Genomic DNA, 21,764 nt, shown 5'->3' with positions numbered 1-21,764 from the left:
GCGGCGTGCAAGGCGACACGCCAAGGTCCGGGCGTGTGGTAATATCTACAAGGCTTGAGAAATCAAGAAAGCGGGGCAACCCCACCTGGAAGCCTTTCAGGGCTTCGGGTTCAAGGCAACAGCCTTTTCGATTCATATTCATGCCTTACGGCCGGAATCGAACAAGAACGTCGTACATGACGTTGCATTGCGTGATGCGGGGATCATGAAGGTCCGCATAATGTTGTGTTGCCGTGAATTCGAAGCATTCGTAAGACGTCCGTCCGGGTCCCGCCGAGAGAACTTATGAGGATTGGAGTCATCATCAGCGACGAACCACGCATTAACGACGAGATTCGCGTCTCCCAGGTACGCCTGATCGGTCCGAACGGCGAGCAGGTGGGAGTCATCGCGACTTCCGTCGCACTGAACCTGGCCAAGGAAGCGAACCTCGATCTCGTCGAGGTGGCGCCCAACGCGAAGCCTCCGGTCGCCAAGCTCATCGATTACGGCAAGTTCAAGTACAACGAGAAGATCAAGGCCCGTGAAGCCCGCCGCAACCAGAGCACGGCCGAAATCAAGGAAATCCGTTTCCGTCTGAAGATCGACGACCACGACTTCGAAGTGAAGAAGGGCCACGTCGTGCGCTTCCTGAGCGGTGGCGACAAGGTCAAGGTCACCATCATGCTGCGCGGCCGCGAACAGTCCCGTCCGATCGGCGGCGTCGAACTGCTGCGCCGTCTCGCCGACGAAGTGCAGGAATACGGCACCGTCGAATTCGCGCCGAAGCAGGAAGGCCGCAACATCATCATGACGCTTGCGCCGAAGGGCAAGAAGGTGCACACCCAGTCCGAGCAGCGCCGTCGCGGCGATCAGTCCCGTGCGGAACGCCAGGCTCGCCAGGCCGCTCGTCTGGCCGCCAAGCAGGAGGCTCAGGCACAGGCCGCGGCCGAAGCGAAGGCCGCAGTGGCCGGCGTCGAAGCCGAATAAGTATGACTTCCGAACAGAAGTAACAAACAAGGAGGGCAGCAATGCCGAAGATGAAAACCAATTCCGCCGCTTCCAAGCGCATCCGCGTCACTGGCTCCGGCAAGCTTGTGCACGCTGGCTCCGGCATGCGTCACAACCTCGAGCACAAGTCCGCTCGCAAGCGTCGCGCTCTGAAGGCCGATGAGGTGCTCGCACCGAACCAGGTCAAGCGCATGAAGGGCCTGCTCGGCCGCTGAACCGTTTGCGGTGAGTCGACAATCAGACGTTAATAGAAAGCTGAGGAAATAGATTATGGCACGTGTCAAGCGCGCAGTGAATGCCCACAAGAAGCGTCGCGTTGTTCTGGAACGCGCTTCCGGTTACCGCGGTCAGCGTTCTCGCCTGTACCGCAAGGCCAAGGAACAGCTGCTTCACTCCTTTACCTATAACTTCCGCGACCGTAAGGCTCGCAAGGGCGACTTCCGCAAGCTGTGGATCCAGCGCATCAACGCTGCCGTCCGCGCCGAAGGCATCACCTACAACCGCTTCATGCAGGGCCTGCGTCTCGCCGGCATCGAACTGGATCGCCGCGCTCTCGCCGAGCTGGCCGTTTCCGATCCGGAAACCTTCAAGGCCATCGTCGCCGAAGCCAAGGCCGCTCTGCCGGCTGACGTGAACGCTCCGGTCGAAGCCTGAGTCCTACAGCCTTAAGGACCGCACAAGGCATAAGGCTGTAAAGCTCGCGAGACTGCAAAGTCACTAACTGCACAATCCCGGGATCCCTGCAAAAGGACCCGGGATTTTCATATCCCCGCCCATCCTCACCTGCCACCTTTCCTCTTGTCCTTTCCGCTTGTCCTTTCCGCCGTTTTTCTTCTGTCTTCCCCTCTCTGACGCTTTTGGCCGCGCTCATCGGCGTGTTGCGGTCAAAAGCGTCAATCATGTGGTTTTTTCTGTGTGTGCTCTGGTCCTGTCAAATGCTTCGTGTCCTTCTTCTGACGCTTTTGGTCGCAGTTTGCGGCGTGTTGCGGTCAATAGTGTCAATCTGAGGTTGCATTCTGTGTTGGGTTTCCTTTCCTCTGACGCTTTTGGCTGCTGTTTGCGGCGTGTTGCGGTCAAAAGTGTCAATCTGATGGCCGCATTCCGTGTTGGCTTTCTGTCGTCTGACGCTTTTGGTCGCTGTCATCGGCGTGTTGCGGTCAAAAGTGTCAGCAGGGGCCGGACTGGTCAGGCGGTGCTGGCTTGGTTGGCTTGGTCGGCTTGGTCGGCTTGGTCGGCTTGGTCGGCTTGGTCGGACTGCGTTGGTCTTGCGTCAGCTCTGCGCCAGCCTTGCGTAAGCCATGTGTCCGCCTGCGCCAGCCTTATGTCAGCCATGTGTCCGCCTGTGCCAGCCGTATGCCGGCTCTACGTCAGCCTGTTCGCCTTGCGGCAGCTTGCAGCCCGGTATTTTCGTGTGGCCAGCCTGCATGCGTATACTCGTCCCATGCCTCATGACGGATTGAATGACTCGCTCGGCCGCCTGCTGACGCAGTTCCTCGCGCATATCGACGTGGAACGCGGCCTGTCCAAGGCGACGGTATCCGCCTATGAATCCGACCTGAAACGTTATCTTGAATGGCTGCGGGCAAGCGGCATCGACGATCTTCGCGACGTGGCGACGTCCGATGTGGAATCATATGTGGCCGCATTGGACGATGCGGGGGAGAGCGCGCGCAGCAAGGCGCGGCGACTGGCGAGCCTGCACGCATTCCACAGGTTCGCGCTATCCGAGCAGGTCGTCGACGATGACGTGTCCGCACATGTGAAGGCGCCGAAAGGCGGCGATACGCTGCCTGATGTGCTGACGATCGATGAAGTGGGGCGATTGTTGGATGCGGCGACGCCTTTGCCGTGCGCCATCGACGGCGACGGCGAGGCCGCCGGTGGTGATGCCGCTGACGGTGTCGCCGCAGCGATTTCGGATGCCGAATATGCGGTGATGCTGCGCGACAAGGCGCTGCTGGAATTCATGTATGCGACAGGCTCGCGCGTATCGGAGGCGGTCGGCGTCGATTTGAACGACATCGATTTCGACGAGCGGATTGTGCGGCTTACCGGCAAAGGCTCGAAGCAGCGTCTGGTGCCGGTGGGCGGCTATGCGATCGCGGCATTGCGCAGCTATCTTGAACAGGGGCGCGGCATACTCGAAAACAAAACGAAAACGACGCATGAGCGGCGCGCTGTCTTCCTCAATAAACGCGGCAGACGCCTGTCGAGGCAGTCCGTGTGGGAGATCATTCGCGCGGCCGGAGAGCGTGCGCATATCGATAAGCCGCTGCATCCCCACACGCTGCGCCATTCATTCGCCACGCACCTGATCCAGGGCGGCGCCGACGTGCGTACGGTGCAGGAACTGCTCGGCCACGCCTCTGTGACGACGACGCAGATCTATACGCATGTCAGCCCCGAAGGTCTTATCGAAACCTATCTGACGGCCCATCCACGCGCCCGCTGAGCGAAACGGATGGAGCGCGGGCGAGACGCGGCCGTGAACGATGTCGGATACGCCCGGAGAATATGCGGAACACGGCGGTCGCTTTACGCGCGAAGTACAGTATGATTGAATGTCGCATGGCGGGGCGTTTGACGCGGTGGAGGAAAGCGAGTCCGTTTATCGGGGAATAAACGGTGGAATACCTTTCCGACACGGCTTTCTTCAGCCCGTTGCGAGACATGGATATTGGTAAGGTTGACGGTATGCCTACGGATTTGCTTGGACGTGATTATGAAACGTTTCCCGCTCCGGAGCCGTTGCATCAGCACGGGCCGGCGCGGGTCATCGCCATGTGCAACCAGAAGGGCGGCGTCGGCAAGACCACCAGCTCCATCAACATCGCCGGCGCGCTGAGCCAGTATGGCCGTCGCGTGCTGATCGTCGACTTCGACCCGCAGGGCGCCGCCACTGTAGGACTTGGCATCAATGCGAATACCGTGGAGGACACCGTATACACCGCGCTGTTCAACCCGCGCATGGACGTGCATGAGGTGATTCATCACACCGATTTCGAGAACCTCGACATCATGCCGGCCAATATCGATCTTTCCGCCGCCGAAGTGCAGCTGGTCACCGAAGTCGGCCGCGAGCAGGTGCTTGCCAGCGTGCTGCGTCAGGTGCGTGACGAATACGATGTCATCATCGTCGACTGCCAGCCGTCGCTGGGCCTGCTGACGGTGAACGCGCTGACCGCCGCCGACGGCGTCATCATTCCGGTCGCCGCCGAATTCTTCGCGCTGCGTGGCGTGGCCTTGCTGATGCAGTCGATCGAGAAGGTGCAGATGCGCATCAATCCGGGGCTGAAGGTCTATGGCGTGCTGGTGACGATGTTTACGCGCACATTGCATTGCGAAGAGGTGTTGCAGCGCATCTATGAGGCGTTCCAGGGCAAGGTGTTCCATTCGGTGATCTCGCGTTCGATCAAGTTGCCGGATTCCACGGTCGCCGCCGCTCCGATCACGATCTATGCGCCGAATCACAAGACCGCGAAGGAATATCGCGAGGTGGCGCGCGAGCTGATCGCAGAAGGTGTGATCGCCTGAATGACGCAACGTTTCCCGTCCGTCGATGTTCACGTTGACGGCAACGCCAACAATGCCGAACAATACGACAGCGCCGGCTTCAACGTCGATCTGGACGTCTATTCGGGGCCGTTCGATGTGCTGCTGTCGCTGATCGCGGAGCGTCGCCTTGACGTCTCCCAGGTCGCGCTGTCCGCGATCACCGAGGATTTTCTGGATTATGTGCGCGGTCTTGACGCTTCGCGCAATATGGATGAGGCCAGCGCCTTCATCGATGTCGCATCGGTGCTGGTGGAGGCGAAAAGCGTGATGCTGCTGCCCTCCGCGGACGACGGCCAGGACACGAATGCCGCCGACGCGCTGCGTGAACGCGACCTGCTGTTCGCAAGGCTGCTGCAATACCGCGCCTTCAAGCAGGCGGCTTCGGATTTCAACGCCCGCATCCAGGCCAACGGCGGCTGGTTCGTGCATCCCGCCTCCAATGAATGGCGGCAGGACCGGCCGCTGCCTGAACTGGTGTGGAAGGCTTCGCCTCTTGATCTGGCGCTGCTGGCCGCAAAGGCGTTGTCTTCGTCGCCGTCACGGACGCGCATGCCGCTGGGGCAGCTTCACGTGCCGCTTGCCGATCTGCGCGAGCAGGCGCGTGTCGTACGTGAACGTTTGCGTGAACTTGACGGCGGCGATTCGATGACGTTCGATCAGCTGGTCGAAGACGCCGCCGATCAGGCCGAAGTCGTCGCGCGCTTTCTGGCGGTGTTGGCGTTCTTCAAGCAGGGCGTGCTGCGTTTTCGGCAGGACGGCCCGTTCGCCGGCCTGCATTTGCGTTGGGAAGAGACGGATTGGGCGCAGTCTGACGATCTGGATGTGGGGGAGATGCGGTTTTGATGGCGGATACGAGGATGCAGGATATGGATGAGACCGTGGGGCCCGCCGATATGCGGGCTGAGGGGCCGAATGATTCGAATGCGTTGACTGATTTGGCGGATTTGAATGATTCGGATGATGCGGATTTTGCGACTGAGCCGGATGGTTTCGACGACCTCGCCGCGCGCGTTGAAGCGGTGCTGATGGTGGCGGACAGGCCGGTCGACGCGCAGGAATTCGCGCAGGTGTTGGATGCGGATGCGCGGCTTGTGCAAAGCGTCCTGCTCCGCCTGCAGGACGAGTATGACGGCGATGCCGCTCGCGGCGTGCGCGCGCGTGGTTTCGCGCTGCGTCAGATGCCGAAGGGGTGGCGTCTGACAAGCCGCGCCGAATATGAGGATGTCGCGTCGCTGTTCGCGGCGGAGGGCGGTCAGACGACGTTGAGTCAGGCGGCGTTGGAATCGTTGGCGATCATCGCCTACAGGCAGCCGGTGACGCGTGCGCAGGTCGCGTCGATTCGCGGCGTCAATTCGGATGGCGTGATCCGCACGCTGATGATTCGCGGGCTGATTCGCGAGGACGGCCATGACGCCGATTCGCATGCGACGCTGCTGGCGACATCCGACCTGTTTTTGGAGAAGATGGGATTGCGTTCGCTGGACGACCTGCCGGATCTGGCGCCGTTCATGCCTGCCTTGGACGGCGTCGAGGCCGATCCGGCGGCCTGATCCGGCGTGTGCGTCCGCATGACGCGCACGACTTTTAGTCATGTTGACTATAAGTGGTACACTCGTGCCTGACGACACGAGTGATGCCTGATGACGGAAGGGGAGCCATGGTATTCGGCAACGTTTCGGAACGACGCGCGCAATCGCCGGAAGTCGGCGTCTCCGTGGTCATTTTGGCGTTGGAACCGGGAGCCTCGGACGGCGGCAAGCCGTCCGGGCGCGGGCGTCTTTGGATGCCGCTGGTCAAACGGGTCAGGCAGCCCTTCCTGGGCGCCTGGGCGCTGCCGGGCGGCAGACTGCGGGCGGATCGCTCATTGGAGGAATCCGCTTTTCAGGCATTGGAATCGACAACCGAACTGCATCCGAAATATCTCGAACAGCTGTACACCTTCGGGGATCCCGGCCGTTCGCACGGCGGACTGCCCATGGTGTCCGTCGTATATTGGGCGCTGGTCGGCCGGGCCGAAGCCGAAGACTTCACGCAAAGCGACAATGTCGCATGGTTCCCGGAAGACGAATTGCCCGAACTGGCCTTCGACCACAGGCAGATCGTCGACTACGCGCTGCAGCGGCTGCGTACGCGCATCGAATATCCCGATATCGCGACCAGGCTCGTCGGTGAAACCTTCACGCTGCGCCAACTCCACGGCGTGTACGAAGCGATCACCGGACAGACCATCGACCTGGCCAACTTCCGCCGCAAAATGCTCGCATCAGGCGAACTGGAGGAAACCGGCGAAAAACTGCGCGAAGGCAAATCGCGCCCGGCCTGCGTCTACAGGTATGCGCCGGCAAAGCAAAGCGCCACCGCCTGGAAGCCTTTCCGGGAGGAAACGCCGGCCAATCCGGCGGATCCAAGCGGGCATGCGAATCCGTCGACCGACGGCGGCGCCGGCCAGTCGCATATCGACGATGCGATGAGCCCGCTGATGCCGTAAACGCGTCCATCCGCGCCGCGCGCAACGCCAATCCCATAATCGACTCAAACTCGTGCGTCATCGTCATAGCCGCGCAACACCACGGCCACAGTCAAGAGAAGGAATGATGATGGCACAGTCATCGACACAAGCGGCGCAAGCCGCACAGGCCGCCCCGCAGCGGCTGACCCGCAACGAACGCCTCGACAGGCTGCCGTTCAACAAAGCGCATCGCAAGCTGCTCGCCGCATCCGGCATCGGCTGGGCCTTCGACGCCATGGACGTCGGCCTCGTATCCTTCGTCGTCGCGGCAATCGCCGTCGACCCGCATTTCAACCTCACCGACACCGAAAAATCCTGGGTGCTGTCCATCGGCTTCGTCGGCATGGCCATCGGCGCGGCGCTCGGCGGCTGCATCGCCGACCGCGTCGGGCGTAAGACGGTCTTCACGGCTACGCTCATCATCTTCGGCGTCGCCAACGGCGCAATGGCCCTGTCCTGGTCGCTCGGCATGCTGCTCGGCGCACGACTGATCATCGGACTGGGCCTCGGCGCGGAACTGCCCGTCGCATCGACGCTCGTCTCCGAATTCTCACCGACCAAACAACGCGGCCGCATGACCGTGCTCCTCGAATCCTTCTGGGCGGTCGGCTGGATCATCGCCGCCATGATCGGCTACTTCGTCATCCCGAACACCGGCGACTGGGGCTGGCGCTGGGCGCTCGCCATCGGCGCGCTGCCGTTGCTGTACGCCATCGTCACACGCATCCATATTCCCGAATCCGTGCGCTTCCTCGAAGCGAAGGGACGCGACGAGGAGGCCGAACGGGCCGTGCGATACTTCGAAGCCGCCGGCGGCGTGGCCCCCGTCGAATCGCCGAAGGGTGCGGCGCTGCCGAAGATCGGCGTCCGCGAACTGTTCGGCAACAAATATCTGGCCCGCACCATCGCGATCTGGGCGACCTGGTTCTTCGTCAATTTCTCCTATTACGGCGCGTTCACGTGGATGCCGAGCCTGTTGGCTGACCAGTTCGGGTCCCTCACCAAGTCCTTCGGCTATACGCTCGCCATTTCCATCGCCCAGCTGCCCGGCTACTTCCTGGCCGCATGGCTGGTGGAGATCTGGGGACGCCGGAAGACCCTGAGCATCTTCCTCGCAGTCTCCGCGGTGGCCGCCTTCGCGTTCTCGCAGGCCGGCTCCGTGGCGATGGTGCTCGTGTTCGGCATGCTGTTGAGCGCGTCGAATCTGGGCGCGTGGGGCGTGCTGTACGCTGTGACGCCGGAGATCTACCCGACCCGCCTGCGTGGCGCGGCCGCCGGCGCCGCCGCCGCAGTGGGCCGTATCGCCGCCATCATCGCGCCGCTGATGATGCCATGGTTCCTGGGAATTTCCGGCGGCGACAAGACCATCGCGTTCGTCGTGTTCGCCGTGGCCTTCATCCTCGCCTGCGTGGCGGCATTGTGCCTGCCTGAGCGCAAGGGCCTCGAACTGGAGGACTGATGTCGACGTTGACGGGCGTCGCCGTTCATAGGCGGCGCCCGTCAACGCATGTCGCTATGCTTATGTCGGTTTGTGTGTAGGTACAGGTTCAGCACATCATTCCCGTATGGACATTGACACAAATTACGCAACAATCGATTAAGAGAGGTTTCGATGGCGGTTCGCGGTGATATCCGAAATGTAGCTATTGTGGCGCACGTCGATCACGGCAAGACCACGCTGGTGAACGCGATGCTCCAGCAGTCCCACGTGTTCAACGAACGCGAGGAGGTCCCGGATCGTGTGATGGATTCCAACGATCTGGAACGCGAGAAGGGCATCACCATTCTCGCCAAGAACACGGCCGTGCAGTACAGCGGCCCGCTGGCCGAAAAGTACGGCCATCCGGAAGGCATCACCCTCAACATCATCGACACCCCGGGCCACGCCGATTTCGGCGGTGAAGTCGAACGCGGCATCTCCATGGTCGACGGCGTCGTGCTGCTCGTCGACGCCTCCGAAGGCCCGCTGCCGCAGACCCGTTTCGTGTTGCGCAAGGCCCTCGAAGCCAAGCTGCCGGTCATCCTGTGCGTCAACAAGGTGGACCGTCCGGACGCCCGTATCGAAGAGGTCGTCGGCGAAGCCTCCGACCTGCTGCTGGGCCTGGCGCAGGACGTCATCGAAGAAGGCATTGACCTGGATCTGGACTCCCTGCTTGACCTGCCGGTGATCTACTGCGCCGCCAAGGCCGGTTACGCTTCCGTCAACCAGCCGGCCAACGGTGGACTGCCGGACAATGACAATCTGGAACCGCTGTTCGACTCCATCATCTCCAACATTCCCGCCCCGGAATACGACGAGGATTCGCCGCTGCAGGCCCACGTCGCCAACATCGACTCCTCCGACTTCCTTGGCCGTCTGGGCCTGGTCCGCATTTACAATGGCACGCTGGAAAAGGGCAAGACCTACGGCCTGTCCCGCGTGGACGGCTCCATTGAAAACTTCCGCGTCTCCGAGCTGCTGCGCACGCAGGGTCTGGAACGCACCCCGGTCGAATCCGCAGGCCCGGGCGACATCGTCGCCGTCGCCGGCGTGAACGACATCATGATCGGCGAAACCATCGTCGACCCGGCCGACCCGCGTCCGCTGCCGCTGATTCACGTGGATGATCCGGCCATCTCCATGACCTTCGGCATCAACGATTCTCCGCTGGCCGGCACCGAAGGCAAGGACCACAAGCTCACCGCCCGCATGATCAAGGATCGTCTCGACCGCGAGCTCATCGGTAACGTGTCCATCAAGGTGCTGCCGACCGAGCGTCCAGACGCTTGGGAAGTGCAGGGCCGTGGCGAACTGGCCCTGGCCGTGCTCGCCGAGCAGATGCGCCGTGAAGGTTATGAACTGACCGTCGGCCGCCCGCAGGTCGTTACCAAGACCATCGACGGCGAACTGTGCGAGCCGATGGAAAGCACCACCATCGACGTGCCGGACGAGTACATGGGCACCGTCACCCAGTTGATGGCCGACCGCAAGGGCCGTATGGAAGGCATGTCCAACCACGGTTCCGGTTGGGTCCGTCTGCAGTTCACCGTGCCGAGCCGCGGCCTGATCGGCTTCCGTACCGCACTGCTGTCCGCAACCCGCGGCACCGGCATCGCATCCTCCATCTCCGCCGGCTACGCTCCGTGGGCCGGCCAGATCACGATCCGTCAGAACGGCTCCATGGTCTGCGATCGTAAGGGCGTCGCAACCCCGTACGCCATGCAGCGTCTGCAGGCCCGCGGCAACTTCTTCGTCGAACCGCAGTCCCCGGTGTATGAAGGCCAGGTCGTCGGCGTGAACAACAAGCCGGAAGAGCTGGATGTGAACATCACGCTGGCCAAGCACATGACCAATATGCGCTCCTCCACCGCCGACGTGCTGGAAACCCTGACCCCGCCGATCAAGATGAGCCTTGAAGAGTCGCTCGACTTCGCCAACGAAGACGAGTGCGTGGAAGTCACGCCGGAATCCATCCGCGTGCGCAAGATCATCCTCAACCGCGAAGAATGGTACAAGTGGCGCGCCAAGCAGCGTCGCCAGAACGCCCAGAACGCCAAGTAATACCAACCGGCCTCGCCAGTATCCCGCTGACGGGGCCGTTTTGCATCTCCCTGATTGCTCACATTCGTCACATCAGTACTGTTATGACGGTTTTGGGGGTGGTTTGGGGGCCGGTTGTGTCATATCAGTACTGATATGACGGTTTGGAAGAGTTTGTAAGACCGACGAATGATTGTGGCATACTGGGGGCTATGACTTTGCCGCCTTCCGATAATCAACAGAACAATAGCCAACAGCAGTCCGACCTTGCATTGTTGCCGTGGTCGCATCGGCAGAGCGTCGGCGTCAAAATGCTGATTACGGTGTTAAGCGGCATTGCCGTCGGCATTATCGGCACGGCGGCGCACCGTATGGGCGCCGCACAGAATATTCCGTATGGTCTTGTGTTGGCTTTCCTGATTGTCGGCCTTTCCGCATGGTGCGCGCGTTCGCGCAGCGGTGTGATCGGCATCGGCTTGCATTTGATCGCTTCATCAGGCGCGGTGTGGATGATGGCGATGCGTGGCCCGGGCGGCGATGTGATGCTGCCGATCGGATTCACCATTCCGTTGCCGTTTTTCAGCGAGTATGCCGCATATATATGGTTGTTTGGCGTCACTATTGTGCAAGTGATCATGACGATGTTGCCGTCCCGCTGGTTTGCGATGCAGCCGCGCGAAAACGTTGCAATACAGAAAACGGATACGCCGGATGATGCAGATGATGCGGATGATGATATGTCGCACAGTAATGCTGGTATGACGCGAGATGACGCCGCCCAAAGCGATGCTGCGCTGCTTGATAACACCGCAGCAGATGTGGAGGCCGCACGATGAGCGCACGCAAATTGTATTATTTGGGGCCTCGAGGCACGTTTACGCATCAGGCCGCCGTGAACGCGGCGGAAATGCTTGCGCAGTTGGTCGCTTCAAACGTTGATGCCGACGATGCCGCAAACAGTGCCATCGAACCGATTGCTGCTTCTGACGTTCCTTCCATCATGCAAGCCGTCCAGCAGGGTGACGGCTGGGGAGTGGTCGCTTGGGAGAACAACGTCGAAGGCTATGTCGTGCCGAATCTGGACATGCTGATCGACGCGCCCGACGCCGTCGGTTTCGCGCGCGTCGCCGTGAACGTGGATTTCGACGCGTTCATCCTTCCCGGTCAGAAGCTGGAGGAGTGCACGCAAATCACCGCGCATTCGCATGGTCTGGCGCAATGCCGCCGTTTCGCCGCCGAGCATAATCTACAGCCGGAGCCGGCTTCGTCGAATGCGGCCGCATGCCGCGATATACAACCCGGTCAGGTGGCGCTCGGCCCCGCAATCTGCGGTGATTTGTATGGTTTGCATCGTGTGGGATCAGCCGTACAGGATTATTCCGGCGGCCACACGGAATTTCTGGTACTGGCGCGACGCGACGAAGCCGCTGCAATACTGCATCGCATGCGCGATGCGACACAGTCCGCATCGCAAGCGCAATCCGCTGCACAGCCCTGCGCCGGTGATGCTTCCACCGTCAACGAATATGAGTCGGTGATCACATTCATTCCGTTGGTCACAGGTCCAGGCGTCTTGGCGAATCTGTTGGACGTATTGCGCGACCGAGGTCTCAATATGACCAGTTTCATTTCTCGCCCGATCAAAGGCCATGACGGCACGTACAGTTTCATCGCCACCGTCGATGCCGCGCCATGGGAATCCCGCTTCCGTGATGCGATCATCGAAATCGTCGAACACGGCGATTGGGTGAAGACATTGGCCGTGTATCCGCGTCGCGAACGACCGAATCCGCCGGTTGACGCGTGGATGCTGCCCGAGGGAGGCGTGCGATTGAATAGTGCGCCGCAGGATGAAGCATTCTGGGGGAATGCGGCGGAAGTGAGAAGGGAATTGCTGTGGTAGAAGTCGTAAACGGCGATAATACAACCACCGTCGGTATTGTCGGTCTTGGCCTGATTGGCGGTTCACTGGCACGTCGTCTCACCGGTCGTGCCTGCCGGGTGCTGGCGTGGAATCATAATCCGCGCCCCTACGAATCCGCCGAGCAGGCTGGCATCACTTGTATGCCGACGTTGGAAGCATTGGCCCAGGCAAATCCCGATATCATCGTCCTGTGCAATCCGCTTAAGGCGATGCCCGATATACTGCAGCGTCTGTCGACGGTGATCAATCGCAATACAACAACGCTTACCGATGTCGGCAGCGTCAAAGGCATGGTGCGCGAGCAGGTCAAGGCGGCGGGATTGGCGGATTGCTATGTCGGTGCGCATCCGATGGCGGGCAACGAGCTTTCCGGCTGGGCGGCAGCCGACCCCGCACTGTACGACGATGCGCTTTGGGCGTTGACGGTTGACGGGCACACCGCGTATCAACGTTTCCTTGCCGTGGCGCGCATGATCGTAGGCAATGTCGGCAATCGAATCATCGTGCTCGACGACGCCACACACGACGAGGCCGCAGCATTGATTTCGCATATGCCGCACGCCGTTTCGACGGCGATGATCAACGAGCTCGTCGACGCGCCGCAGCGCAATGTCTCCGCCGCGCTCGCCGCAGGGTCCTGGCGTGATATGACGCGCGTCGCATTGACCGACCCCGATCGTACGCGCGCGATGATCGAAGAGGATTCAGTGAATGTGGAAGCGCTATTGCGCAATATGGCCTCGCGTCTGACCGCTGCAGCCGACATGCTGCATAATATGCGTGATACCGGCGGCGTGTCGCCCGAATGGCTGGAATTCTTTTCCCACGGCGACCCCTTCCGCGCGTACAAGCAAGCCACGCACGCGCCTGCCTCTCAGCAATCGCAGGAATCGCCCAGTCGAACGGAAAGCAATCACGTCTTGCATGTCCCTGTCGACGGCTGGCAGCAGACGTTATTGCAATCCGCCTTGCGCGGCGAACACGTTATGGCGATCCGCAGCGACCACGAATTCGAAGTGCGTGTCACATCCGCGCTGTAACAGTACATATGTGCACATATGTGACCGCAATTACAAGCACACGCCACAAGAAATCAGACGCAGACAATCAATCGCCGGCATTCAGTCACAAATACACAAAGCAGCAAACACATATATAAAGCAAAACGCAATACTGCGCGCGAAACGTCGAGGGCAACCGCATATGACGGTTGCCCTCGATTCGTATTACGCCGACCGTCATGCCGGCTGCGGGAAACGGCGTTCCGGTACCGGTTTCAATGTGACGACGGAATCCGCATTGATTTTGACGCGCTGTTCCGGGCGCCTGCCGTCCGGCGTCGCATCGCGCATCATATCAAGGGTTTCGCCGTCCCACGACAGCACATGCCCCACATAATCGCGGAATTTCATGCGATTATCGACCGGATCGATGCCATCGCATGTTCTGACGACGATGCGTGCGCCTGTCGGAATTTCATTGGGCAGCCTTGTCATATTGCCTCCTTCATCGTTTGGTTGTATGCCAGGGGCGGCCATGGCATAAAGCCGTTCGACTCAATCGTTCGCCGGCGCCGCTGCCGACTCGACGGATGACGCGCCGTCTCAATTGCGATTTAATGTATATGGTACGCCTGAGGTCGCGGAATTCATGGGTTTTCACTTCCGCGCGTATACGATGTCGCAGCACGCATCGTGTGCGCGGCATAAGTCGTCGCCGCGCCAGCATGGCCGTCACAAGAGGGGAGCGCGTTCATGCAATCGCATGTGAATGATTACCTGCTGTATCTCAAAGCGAACCGCGGATTAAGCGACAACACGCGCAAAGCCTACGAATCGGATATCGTCGAATGTTTGCAGGCGCTGGCGCGGATGGGTGTCGAATCGCTTGACGAAGTGACGATCGAAGATCTGCGTGCCTGGATGGCGGCGGCTTCGCGCTCGCATGCGCGCAGCAGTATGGCGCGTAAAACGGTGGCCGTCCGCGGATTTTTCGCATGGTGTCATGAACATGATGTGATCGCTTCGGATCCTGCCTGCACATTGATGACGCCGAAAATTCCCGATACGCTGCCGGCTGTATTAAATGAGGAGCAGGCCTCGCATTTGATGGACCGCGCCGAAGAGGACGCACATAACGCTGGCGGCCTCACCGCTGCTGCGCGCTCGCAGAAAGCCGCGCAGCATAATGGCGCATATATAAAGGAGTCGGCAGTGCGATTGCGCGATGCCGCGATGTTGGAATTGCTGTATGCGACGGGGATTCGTGTGGGGGAGTTGGTTGGTCTTGATGTCGGCGACGTCAATTTTGATAATCACACGGTGAAGGTGACGGGTAAAGGCAATAAGCAGCGTGTTGTGCCGTTCGGAGCGCCCGCAGCTTCGGCATTACAGCAGTGGATTGATTTAGGACGTTCGCATGTGGCGACCAAGTCGGCTGGCGATGCGCTTTTCGTTGGCGCCAGGGGAGCGCGGATTGACCAGCGTGTCGTGCGCGATATTGTGCATGAGCATGCGCGCGCTTCCGGCGTTCCTGATATCGGCCCGCATGCCTTGCGGCATAGTGCGGCCACGCATATGTTGGATGGCGGCGCCGATTTGCGCGAAGTGCAGGAAATGTTGGGACATTCGTCGCTCAAAACGACGCAGCGCTATACGCACGTGTCGGTCGAACAGTTGAAGGCACGGTATGGTTTGGCGTTTCCGCGCGCCTGAACGCTTCAAAATTTTAATATTCGAACATTTAATGTTCATTATGTGATAATTTTGCGATGTGTCTTGACTCGTAGCGGTATACGGTTCGAATTTGGTGCCCCTTGCGGCTAACATATGAAAGTCTTTATAACGAGTCGGCTTGCAACGACCATATATCGGTAAGAGCAACCGCAACCATCACTGGTACAAGGAGGAAGGATGGCCAAGGCTCTATGCTGAAATTCATTGCCAAGCGCCTCGCGAACTATGTGGTCATGCTGTTTGTAGCGATTTCATTCACCTACTTCATGGCATCGTCGTTCATGAGTCCTCGCTCGAACTATGAGTCTCGTACTCCGCGCCCGCCGCAGGCATCCATTGAGCGTACGCTCGATCTGGCGAACATCAACGATCACACGTCGATTTTCGTCCGCTATTGGAATTGGCTGACCAGCATCGTCACCAAGTGGGACTGGGGTCTGTCCCCGTCGCTGGAATCCGTCAACGGCGCATTGGGACCGCGTATCCTCGCCTCCATCCAACTGGTGACCATTTCCACCATCCTGTCCATCGTGCTTGGTGTGGCCTTGGGCATCTATACCGCACAGCGTCAGTACAAGTGGCAGGATCGCTTCTTCAGCGCCACTTCCACACTGTTCCTGGTCATCCCGTCCGCGGTTCTGGCTCTGATCATCGTGCTCACCGCCATCTCCATCAACGATGCGCTCGGTTTCCGCCTGTTCTATGTCACCGGTCTGTCGAGTTACAAGGGCAGTAACATACTGATGGTCCTTGGCGATACATTGCAACATCTGATTCTGCCGACGCTGTCGCTGACATTGCTGGGCATGGTGAGCTACCATTTGACGCAGCGCACCTATCTGCTCGACGAAATGCACGCCGATTATGTGCGTACGGCACGTATGAAGGGCCTGACCCGCAAGCAGGCCGTGCGCCGTCACGCGTTGCGTGCTTCCCTGATTCCGACCGGCGTGAACGTGGCCTTCTCCATTTCCTCGGTGTTCACCGGCGCGGTCATCACCGAATCGATTTTCGCCATCAACGGTATGGGTAAGTACTTCATCACCGCCATCAACAACAACGACATCAACGCCTCGGTCGCCATCGCCGCATTCGGCGGCGCCTGCACGCTGATCGGCGCACTGCTGGCCGACATCTTCTCCGCGTGGCTCGATCCGCGCATCAAGATGAGCTGAGTGAGAGGGGAGTATCACATTGAGTGACGCAAATACCAATGCAGAGGCGCTTCAGATCGCTGATGAAATCCGTCAGGACGCGAACGGCGGTGAATCCGGCGAAGTCAAGCACCTGAGCTACGGCACGCTGATCGCACGACGCTTCTTCCGTCAGAAGTCCGCCGTGGCCGGCGTGGTCCTGTTCGCCATCCTGCTGCTGTTCGCATTGTTCGGCGGCAATTTCACCAAGTGGGCCTATGACGATCCGGACTTCCTGTCTATTTCCGATCCGCCGAGCGCATCCCATTATTTCGGCACCGATCCGGGCGGTCTTGATCTGTTCGCCATGGTCTCCCACGGCTTGGGCAAGTCCATGCTGATCGGTCTGCTTACCTCGTTGATCATCATGACGATCGCCGCCATCTACGGCACCGCCATCGCCTTCTTCGGCGGTTGGGTCGAACGCGTCGGCATGTGGATCCTCGATACGCTGCTGGTCATCCCGAGCTTCCTGCTGGTGGCCATGATCGTGCGCGCCGCCAAGTCCACCTCCGGCTGGATCTGGCTGGTCATCGGCCTTGCCGCCTTCGGCTGGGTCGGCTATGCGCGAATCATCCGTACCATGACCCTGTCGTTGCGCGAACGCGATTACATCAAGGCTGCGCGCTTCATGGGCGTCGGCTCCTTCAAGGTCATCATCCGTCACCTTGTTCCGAACCTCGCTTCGATGATCATCGTCAACACCGTGCTCGGCATCGTGAACGCCATCGCTTCCGAAACCGCACTGTCGTACCTCGGCGTCGGCATCAAGCCGCCGGACGTTTCGCTCGGCTCCATCCTGCAGACTGGCGCCACCACCACGCAAACGGCTTCGTGGATCGTTATCTTCCCGTCCATCGTCCTGATCTTGCTGACCTTCAGCCTGCAGCTGATCGGCGACGGCCTGCGTGACGCACTCGACCCGAACTCCGCAGCAAGCGGACAGGTATCCGCCTGATGTTCAGAAAGACGACTATGAGCAAGAAGAACAAGAACAAGGTCACCGAAAGCATCCTCGCGCATGCCAGCGGTGAAATCGTGCGTGACGACATTCTGAAATACGAACTGCTGGAAGGCCATGGCCCGAAGGGCGCCCCGCAGGGCGATCCGATCATGCAGGTCCGTGACCTGCATGTCTCCTTCGCCACCGAAGCCGGCGTCTGCCGTGCCGTGCGCGGCGTGAACTTCGACCTGTGGCGTGGCCGTACCCTCGGCATCGTCGGCGAATCCGGTTCCGGCAAGTCCGTTACCGCATTGAGCCTGATCGGCCTGCTTGACGACAACGCCAAGGTCGAAGGCTCCATCAAGATGAACGGCGTCGAGCTGGTCGGCCGCTCCGACGAGGAGATGAGCACCATCCGCGGCGAGAACATCGCCATGGTTTTCCAGGATCCGCTGTCCGCATTGACCCCGATGTTCAGCATCGGCGATCAGATCGCCGAATGCCTGACCACGCATCATCCGGACATGACCAAGCAGCAGATTCACGACCGTTGCGTCGAACTGTTGGAACTGGTCGGCATCCCGCAGCCGGAAGAGCGTCTGAACAGCTTCCCGCACCAGTTCTCCGGCGGTATGCGCCAGCGTGTGATGATCGCCATCGCCATCGCCAACGAGCCTGATGTGATCATCGCCGACGAACCGACCACCGCTTTGGACGTGACCATCCAGGCCCAGATTCTTGACGTGCTGGCCAAGGCCCAGAAGGAAACCGGTGCCGCCGTCGTGCTGATCACCCACGATTTGGGTGTTGTGGCAGGTGCCGCCGATGACATTCTCGTCATGTATGCGGGCCGTCCGGTCGAACGCGCCAGCATCGACGATATTTTCGAAAAGCCGTCAATGCCGTACACGATGGGCCTGTTGGGCGCCGTTCCGAAGCCGCATGTCGCGGCCAATCAGCGCCTGGTGCCGATTCAGGGCAATCCGCCGTCGCTGGTTGATATTCCGAAGGGCTGCCCGTTCTCTCCGCGATGTCCGTTGGCGACCCCGGAATGCTCCATGGCCGAGCCGGAATTGTCGTTGGTCGATGAGACCCAGGGGCATCTGGCTTCCTGCCGTCGTCTCGACGAAATCATCGGCAAGAACATGAAGTATACGGACGTCTTCCCCATTCCGGACTTGCTGCCCGCCGAGTGGGCCGATGTACCGCGCGACCAGCGCCCGGTGACGTTGGAAGTCGAGCATCTGCGCAAGACCTTCCCGTTGACCGGCAAGGGCCTGTTCCGTCGCACTGTGGGCCGCGTCGCAGCCGTCGATGACGTCACGTTCAAGATTCGTCAGGGTGAAACCTTGGCTTTGGTGGGTGAATCCGGTTCCGGCAAGTCCACCACGCTGATGGAGATCATGAACCTGATGAAGCCGGAAGACGGCAAGATCGTCGTGCTCGGCCATAATCTGGCCGAGATGAAGAGCAAGGCCGAACGCAGGGCGCTGCGCAAGGACCTGCAGATCATCTTCCAGGATCCGATGAGCTCCCTCGACCCGCGTATGACCATCTATGACGTGCTCGCCGAGCCGTTGAAGGTCCACAAGTGGAGCAAGGAGCAGATCAACAAGCGCATCGCCGAATTGATGGACCTGGTCGGCATCAACCCCGACTATGTCGATCGTTTCCCGTCGCAGTTCTCCGGCGGCCAGCGTCAGCGTATTTCCATCGCGCGTGCTTTGGCCACCGATCCGAAGGTGCTGCTGCTCGATGAACCGATCGCATCCCTCGACGTGTCGATTCAGGCTGGCGTGATCAACCTGCTCGAAGACCTGCAGGCCAAGCTCAAGATCTCTTACCTGTTCGTCGCGCATGATCTGGCGGTTATCCGCCACATCTCCGATCGCGTTGCGGTCATGTATCTGGGTCAGGTCGTCGAACTCGGTGAAACCGAAGACGTCTTCAGCCATCCGCGTCACCCGTACACCCAGGCGTTGCTGTCCGCCATCCCGGTGCCGGATCCGCGTATCGAACGTACGCGTAACCGCATCATTCTCAAGGGTGATCTGCCGAGTCCGGCGGAACACCATCCGGGATGCCGTTTCGCCTCCCGCTGCCAGATCAAGCTCACGCTGAGCCCTGAACAGCAGAAGATGTGCGAAGGTACGCGACCAGTGTTGAAGTCCGACGCACAGAATCCGACGGAGTACGCCTGCCACTTCCCGCTGGATGTGACCGAAGACTCCAAGCCGTTCTAAACGCGCGCGATTGACCATAATGTAAAGGTCCTGCAGATTTTTTATCTGCAGGACCTTTTGCGTATACGCCGTTGCGGGCGGTTTTCTGCTGTTTATCTGCAAATATTACGATTCGGTTACGAAGCCTGAAGCTTCGTTTCGCAATTCCCTGTAATATCGCCTGTTTCTCGATGTGGACAAAAAAGACGGAGACGTAAACACGAGGTGTACAATCTCCTTCCAGTTGCTTTTACAACTAGGAGAGATTTGGCATGCGCAACTCATGCCAAGCAATCGAGAGGAACGCATTTCATTATGCAGAAGAACATGCGTAAGGCCCTTGCGCTGATCGCTTCCGCCGCAGCGGTTGTTTCGCTTGCGGCTTGCGGCGGCAACGGCAACGACACCGCAACCGACAACAGCACCACGTACACCACCGAGCCTCAGGAAGGCACCCCGACCAGCTACACCGGCACCCTGCCGATGCCGGAGACGGACAAGGCCTACAACAATCCGCAGGATCGCGAAAACCTGAAGCAGGGTGGCACCCTGAACATGGCCATCTCCGAGATCGGCCCGGATTGGAACAACTTCAGCGCCAACGGTGGCACCACGTACATGTCCGGCCTGTGGAACCTCTACATGCCGTTCCTGTGGGACTATGCGGTCGATGGCAGCACTGCCACCCCGAACCCGAACTATCTAACCTCTGTGGAACTGACCTCCGAGGATCCGGAAGTCGTCACCTACACCATCAACCCGGACGCAACCTGGAATGACGGCACCCCGATCACGTGGAAGGACTTCTACTCCACGTGGAAGGTCAACAACGGCGAATCCGAACTGCTGACCCCGTCCATCACCTTTGGCTATGAGTCCATCGCCAGTGTCGAACAGGGCGAGAACGAGAAGCAGGCCGTCGTGACCTTCTCCGAGCAGGTCTACCCGTATGAGGCCGTTTTCCAGCGTCTGTACCCGTCCATGGCGTATGACGAGAACGATATGGAGAAGACCGCCGACACCTTCGCTCAGGGCTGGCAGAACGACCCGCACGCCGACGAATGGGGCGCAGGCCCGTACACCGTCAAGAGCGTGTCCGATTCCGAAGTCATCTTCGTGCCGAACGACAACTGGTGGGGCGACAAGCCGCTGCTTGACCAGATCAGCCTCAAGCAGATGGAAGACTCCGCTATGATCAACGCCTTCAAGAACGGTGAGATCGACATCACCGTCGGCGGCCTGAACTCCGACAACCTGGCCACCGCCAAGTCCGTTGAGGGCGCCTACATCCGTCGTGCCTACGATTCCGGCGTGTCCACCTACACCATCAACACCAAGTCCGAGAACGCCAAGGACCTTGCCCTGCGTAAGGCTTGGGTCCAGGCTGTGGACCGCTCCACCCTCGCTCAGATGAGCTTCGATGGCCTGGAATGGGAAGAGGAAGTTCCGGGCTCCGTCATCATTCCGCAGTTCCAGAGCGGCTATGAAGACAACATGCCTGAGGATTCCGGCTACTCCACCGAGAACGCCAAGAAGACGCTCGAGGACGCCGGCTACACCATGGGTGATGACGGTTACTATCAGAAGGATGGCAAGACCGCCGAAATGACGTACACCACCTTCTCCGACTCCGCCCGTACCAAGGCAAGCGCCCAGGCCATGCAGAAGATGGCCAAGGACGCCGGCATCAAGATCAACATCGACATCAAGGCCTCCAGCGAATTCTCCAATACCGTCACCTCCGGTAGCTGGGACATCATCGGCCTCGGCTGGGGTGCTACCGATCCGTTCGGTTACTCCTCCAGCTCCTACCAGCTCTATGGCTCCGACTCCAGCTCCAACTATGGCTACATCGGTTCCGCCGACGTCGATGCCAAGCTGAAGGAAGTCACCAAGACCGCCGACACCAAGGCCGCCATCGAACTGTTCAACGAAGCCGAGAAGGAATATATGGAGAACTACGCCCAGATTCCGATCTCCAACGGCGTGCTGATCTATGCCGCCAAGGAAGGCCTGGCCAACATCGGCCCGGCTGGCTACTCCGCTGAATCCAGCCGTACCGGCATCCCGGTCCACTCCGAGAACATCGGCTGGGAGAAGTGAGTTCGCTCGTTACCCGGTAACGACTGAATAACCTTCCTTCAAGACCCGTCGCCTACAAGGCGGCGGGTCT

General features: G+C 60.0%; 19 protein-coding genes. 18 read left to right on the top strand and 1 reads right to left on the bottom strand.

Annotated elements, in window-relative coordinates; all coding sequences use genetic code 11:
• Positions 1-285: 285 nt before the first annotated feature.
• From infC to AC1AX7_RS00965, 13 genes are all read left to right on the top strand, one after another.
• Positions 286-969 (top strand): translation initiation factor IF-3, encoded by a 684-nt coding sequence (gene infC, locus AC1AX7_RS01025; protein ID WP_476508243.1) that lies wholly within the window; start codon positions 286-288, stop codon positions 967-969.
• Between the two features lie 41 nt (positions 970-1,010).
• Entirely contained in the window at positions 1,011-1,205 is a 195-nt protein-coding gene (rpmI, locus tag AC1AX7_RS01020) for a 50S ribosomal protein L35 (protein WP_476508242.1), read from the top strand.
• A 55-nt stretch (positions 1,206-1,260) separates the two neighbouring features.
• Positions 1,261-1,644, top strand: coding sequence for a 50S ribosomal protein L20 (gene rplT, locus AC1AX7_RS01015; RefSeq protein ID WP_476508241.1), 384 nt, complete (start codon positions 1,261-1,263; stop codon positions 1,642-1,644).
• A 787-nt stretch (positions 1,645-2,431) separates the two neighbouring features.
• A complete protein-coding gene (gene xerD / locus AC1AX7_RS01010) occupies positions 2,432-3,442 on the top strand; it encodes a site-specific tyrosine recombinase XerD (protein ID WP_476508393.1) in 1,011 nt (336 codons plus the stop codon).
• Positions 3,443-3,660: 218 nt separating this feature from the next.
• Positions 3,661-4,524 carry a ParA family protein gene (locus AC1AX7_RS01005; protein WP_476508240.1) on the top strand — a complete coding sequence of 288 codons (864 nt, stop codon included), beginning with the start codon at positions 3,661-3,663 and terminating at the stop codon, positions 4,522-4,524.
• Positions 4,525-5,388, top strand: a complete 864-nt coding sequence (locus AC1AX7_RS01000; RefSeq protein WP_476508239.1) for a segregation and condensation protein A — start codon at positions 4,525-4,527, stop codon at positions 5,386-5,388.
• Between the two features lie 14 nt (positions 5,389-5,402).
• A complete protein-coding gene (gene scpB / locus AC1AX7_RS00995) occupies positions 5,403-6,095 on the top strand; it encodes an SMC-Scp complex subunit ScpB (protein WP_476508392.1) in 693 nt (230 codons plus the stop codon).
• Positions 6,096-6,202: 107 nt separating this feature from the next.
• The gene (locus tag AC1AX7_RS00990; protein WP_476508238.1) at positions 6,203-7,033 is read left to right on the top strand and encodes an NUDIX hydrolase; all 831 of its coding nucleotides are present in this window, start codon (positions 6,203-6,205) and stop codon (positions 7,031-7,033) included.
• A gap of 109 nt (positions 7,034-7,142) precedes the next feature.
• On the top strand, positions 7,143-8,513 hold the full coding sequence (locus AC1AX7_RS00985) for an MFS transporter (protein ID WP_476508237.1): 1,371 nt from the start codon (positions 7,143-7,145) through the stop codon (positions 8,511-8,513).
• A gap of 153 nt (positions 8,514-8,666) precedes the next feature.
• Positions 8,667-10,595, top strand: coding sequence for a translational GTPase TypA (gene typA, locus AC1AX7_RS00980; protein ID WP_476508236.1), 1,929 nt, complete (start codon positions 8,667-8,669; stop codon positions 10,593-10,595).
• A 191-nt stretch (positions 10,596-10,786) separates the two neighbouring features.
• A complete protein-coding gene (locus tag AC1AX7_RS00975; RefSeq protein WP_476508235.1) occupies positions 10,787-11,410 on the top strand; it encodes an alcohol dehydrogenase in 624 nt (207 codons plus the stop codon).
• Entirely contained in the window at positions 11,407-12,477 is a 1,071-nt protein-coding gene (locus AC1AX7_RS00970; RefSeq protein ID WP_476508234.1) for a prephenate dehydratase, read from the top strand. The genes AC1AX7_RS00975 and AC1AX7_RS00970 overlap by 4 nt, the downstream gene beginning before the upstream one ends.
• Positions 12,471-13,538, top strand: a complete 1,068-nt coding sequence (locus tag AC1AX7_RS00965; protein WP_476508233.1) for a prephenate dehydrogenase — start codon at positions 12,471-12,473, stop codon at positions 13,536-13,538. Before AC1AX7_RS00970 ends, AC1AX7_RS00965 begins: the two co-directional genes overlap by 7 nt.
• Positions 13,539-13,736: 198 nt before the next feature.
• Here the strand turns inward: AC1AX7_RS00965 and AC1AX7_RS00960 are convergent, their stop codons facing one another.
• On the bottom strand, positions 13,737-13,994 hold the full coding sequence (locus tag AC1AX7_RS00960) for a DUF6725 family protein (protein ID WP_476508232.1): 258 nt from the start codon (positions 13,992-13,994) through the stop codon (positions 13,737-13,739).
• Between the two features lie 258 nt (positions 13,995-14,252).
• Between AC1AX7_RS00960 and AC1AX7_RS00955 the strand changes: the two genes are divergently transcribed.
• From AC1AX7_RS00955 to AC1AX7_RS00935, 5 genes are all read left to right on the top strand, one after another.
• Positions 14,253-15,212 carry a tyrosine recombinase XerC gene (locus AC1AX7_RS00955; RefSeq protein ID WP_476508231.1) on the top strand — a complete coding sequence of 320 codons (960 nt, stop codon included), beginning with the start codon at positions 14,253-14,255 and terminating at the stop codon, positions 15,210-15,212.
• Between the two features lie 212 nt (positions 15,213-15,424).
• Entirely contained in the window at positions 15,425-16,408 is a 984-nt protein-coding gene (locus tag AC1AX7_RS00950) for an ABC transporter permease (RefSeq protein ID WP_476508230.1), read from the top strand.
• A 19-nt stretch (positions 16,409-16,427) separates the two neighbouring features.
• A complete protein-coding gene (locus AC1AX7_RS00945) occupies positions 16,428-17,384 on the top strand; it encodes an ABC transporter permease (protein WP_476508229.1) in 957 nt (318 codons plus the stop codon).
• A 17-nt stretch (positions 17,385-17,401) separates the two neighbouring features.
• Positions 17,402-19,612, top strand: a complete 2,211-nt coding sequence (locus tag AC1AX7_RS00940) for a dipeptide ABC transporter ATP-binding protein (RefSeq protein WP_476508228.1) — start codon at positions 17,402-17,404, stop codon at positions 19,610-19,612.
• 294 nt (positions 19,613-19,906) lie between these two features.
• Positions 19,907-21,694, top strand: a complete 1,788-nt coding sequence (locus AC1AX7_RS00935) for an ABC transporter family substrate-binding protein (protein WP_476508227.1) — start codon at positions 19,907-19,909, stop codon at positions 21,692-21,694.
• The last annotated feature ends 70 nt before the right edge of the window (positions 21,695-21,764 follow it).

The sequence above is a fragment of the Bifidobacterium sp. LH_449 genome (assembly GCF_056356755.1).
The sequence above is the reverse complement of the archived record's forward strand: the minus strand, read 5'-3'. Positions and strand labels throughout refer to the sequence as shown.

Coding starts and splice junctions, on each gene's coding strand:
- AC1AX7_RS00990 (WP_476508238.1), top strand. CDS start 6,203: ATGGTATTCGGCAACGTTTCGGAACGACGCGCGCAATCGCCGGAAGTC.
- AC1AX7_RS00955 (WP_476508231.1), top strand. CDS start 14,253: ATGCAATCGCATGTGAATGATTACCTGCTGTATCTCAAAGCGAACCGC.
- AC1AX7_RS00985 (WP_476508237.1), top strand. CDS start 7,143: ATGGCACAGTCATCGACACAAGCGGCGCAAGCCGCACAGGCCGCCCCG.
- typA (WP_476508236.1), top strand. CDS start 8,667: ATGGCGGTTCGCGGTGATATCCGAAATGTAGCTATTGTGGCGCACGTC.
- AC1AX7_RS00975 (WP_476508235.1), top strand. CDS start 10,787: ATGACTTTGCCGCCTTCCGATAATCAACAGAACAATAGCCAACAGCAG.
- rplT (WP_476508241.1), top strand. CDS start 1,261: ATGGCACGTGTCAAGCGCGCAGTGAATGCCCACAAGAAGCGTCGCGTT.
- xerD (WP_476508393.1), top strand. CDS start 2,432: ATGCCTCATGACGGATTGAATGACTCGCTCGGCCGCCTGCTGACGCAG.
- rpmI (WP_476508242.1), top strand. CDS start 1,011: ATGCCGAAGATGAAAACCAATTCCGCCGCTTCCAAGCGCATCCGCGTC.
- AC1AX7_RS00950 (WP_476508230.1), top strand. CDS start 15,425: ATGCTGAAATTCATTGCCAAGCGCCTCGCGAACTATGTGGTCATGCTG.
- scpB (WP_476508392.1), top strand. CDS start 5,403: ATGCAGGATATGGATGAGACCGTGGGGCCCGCCGATATGCGGGCTGAG.
- AC1AX7_RS00970 (WP_476508234.1), top strand. CDS start 11,407: ATGAGCGCACGCAAATTGTATTATTTGGGGCCTCGAGGCACGTTTACG.
- AC1AX7_RS01000 (WP_476508239.1), top strand. CDS start 4,525: ATGACGCAACGTTTCCCGTCCGTCGATGTTCACGTTGACGGCAACGCC.
- AC1AX7_RS00935 (WP_476508227.1), top strand. CDS start 19,907: ATGCAGAAGAACATGCGTAAGGCCCTTGCGCTGATCGCTTCCGCCGCA.
- AC1AX7_RS01005 (WP_476508240.1), top strand. CDS start 3,661: ATGGATATTGGTAAGGTTGACGGTATGCCTACGGATTTGCTTGGACGT.
- infC (WP_476508243.1), top strand. CDS start 286: ATGAGGATTGGAGTCATCATCAGCGACGAACCACGCATTAACGACGAG.
- AC1AX7_RS00960 (WP_476508232.1), bottom strand. CDS start 13,994: ATGACAAGGCTGCCCAATGAAATTCCGACAGGCGCACGCATCGTCGTC.
- AC1AX7_RS00940 (WP_476508228.1), top strand. CDS start 17,402: ATGAGCAAGAAGAACAAGAACAAGGTCACCGAAAGCATCCTCGCGCAT.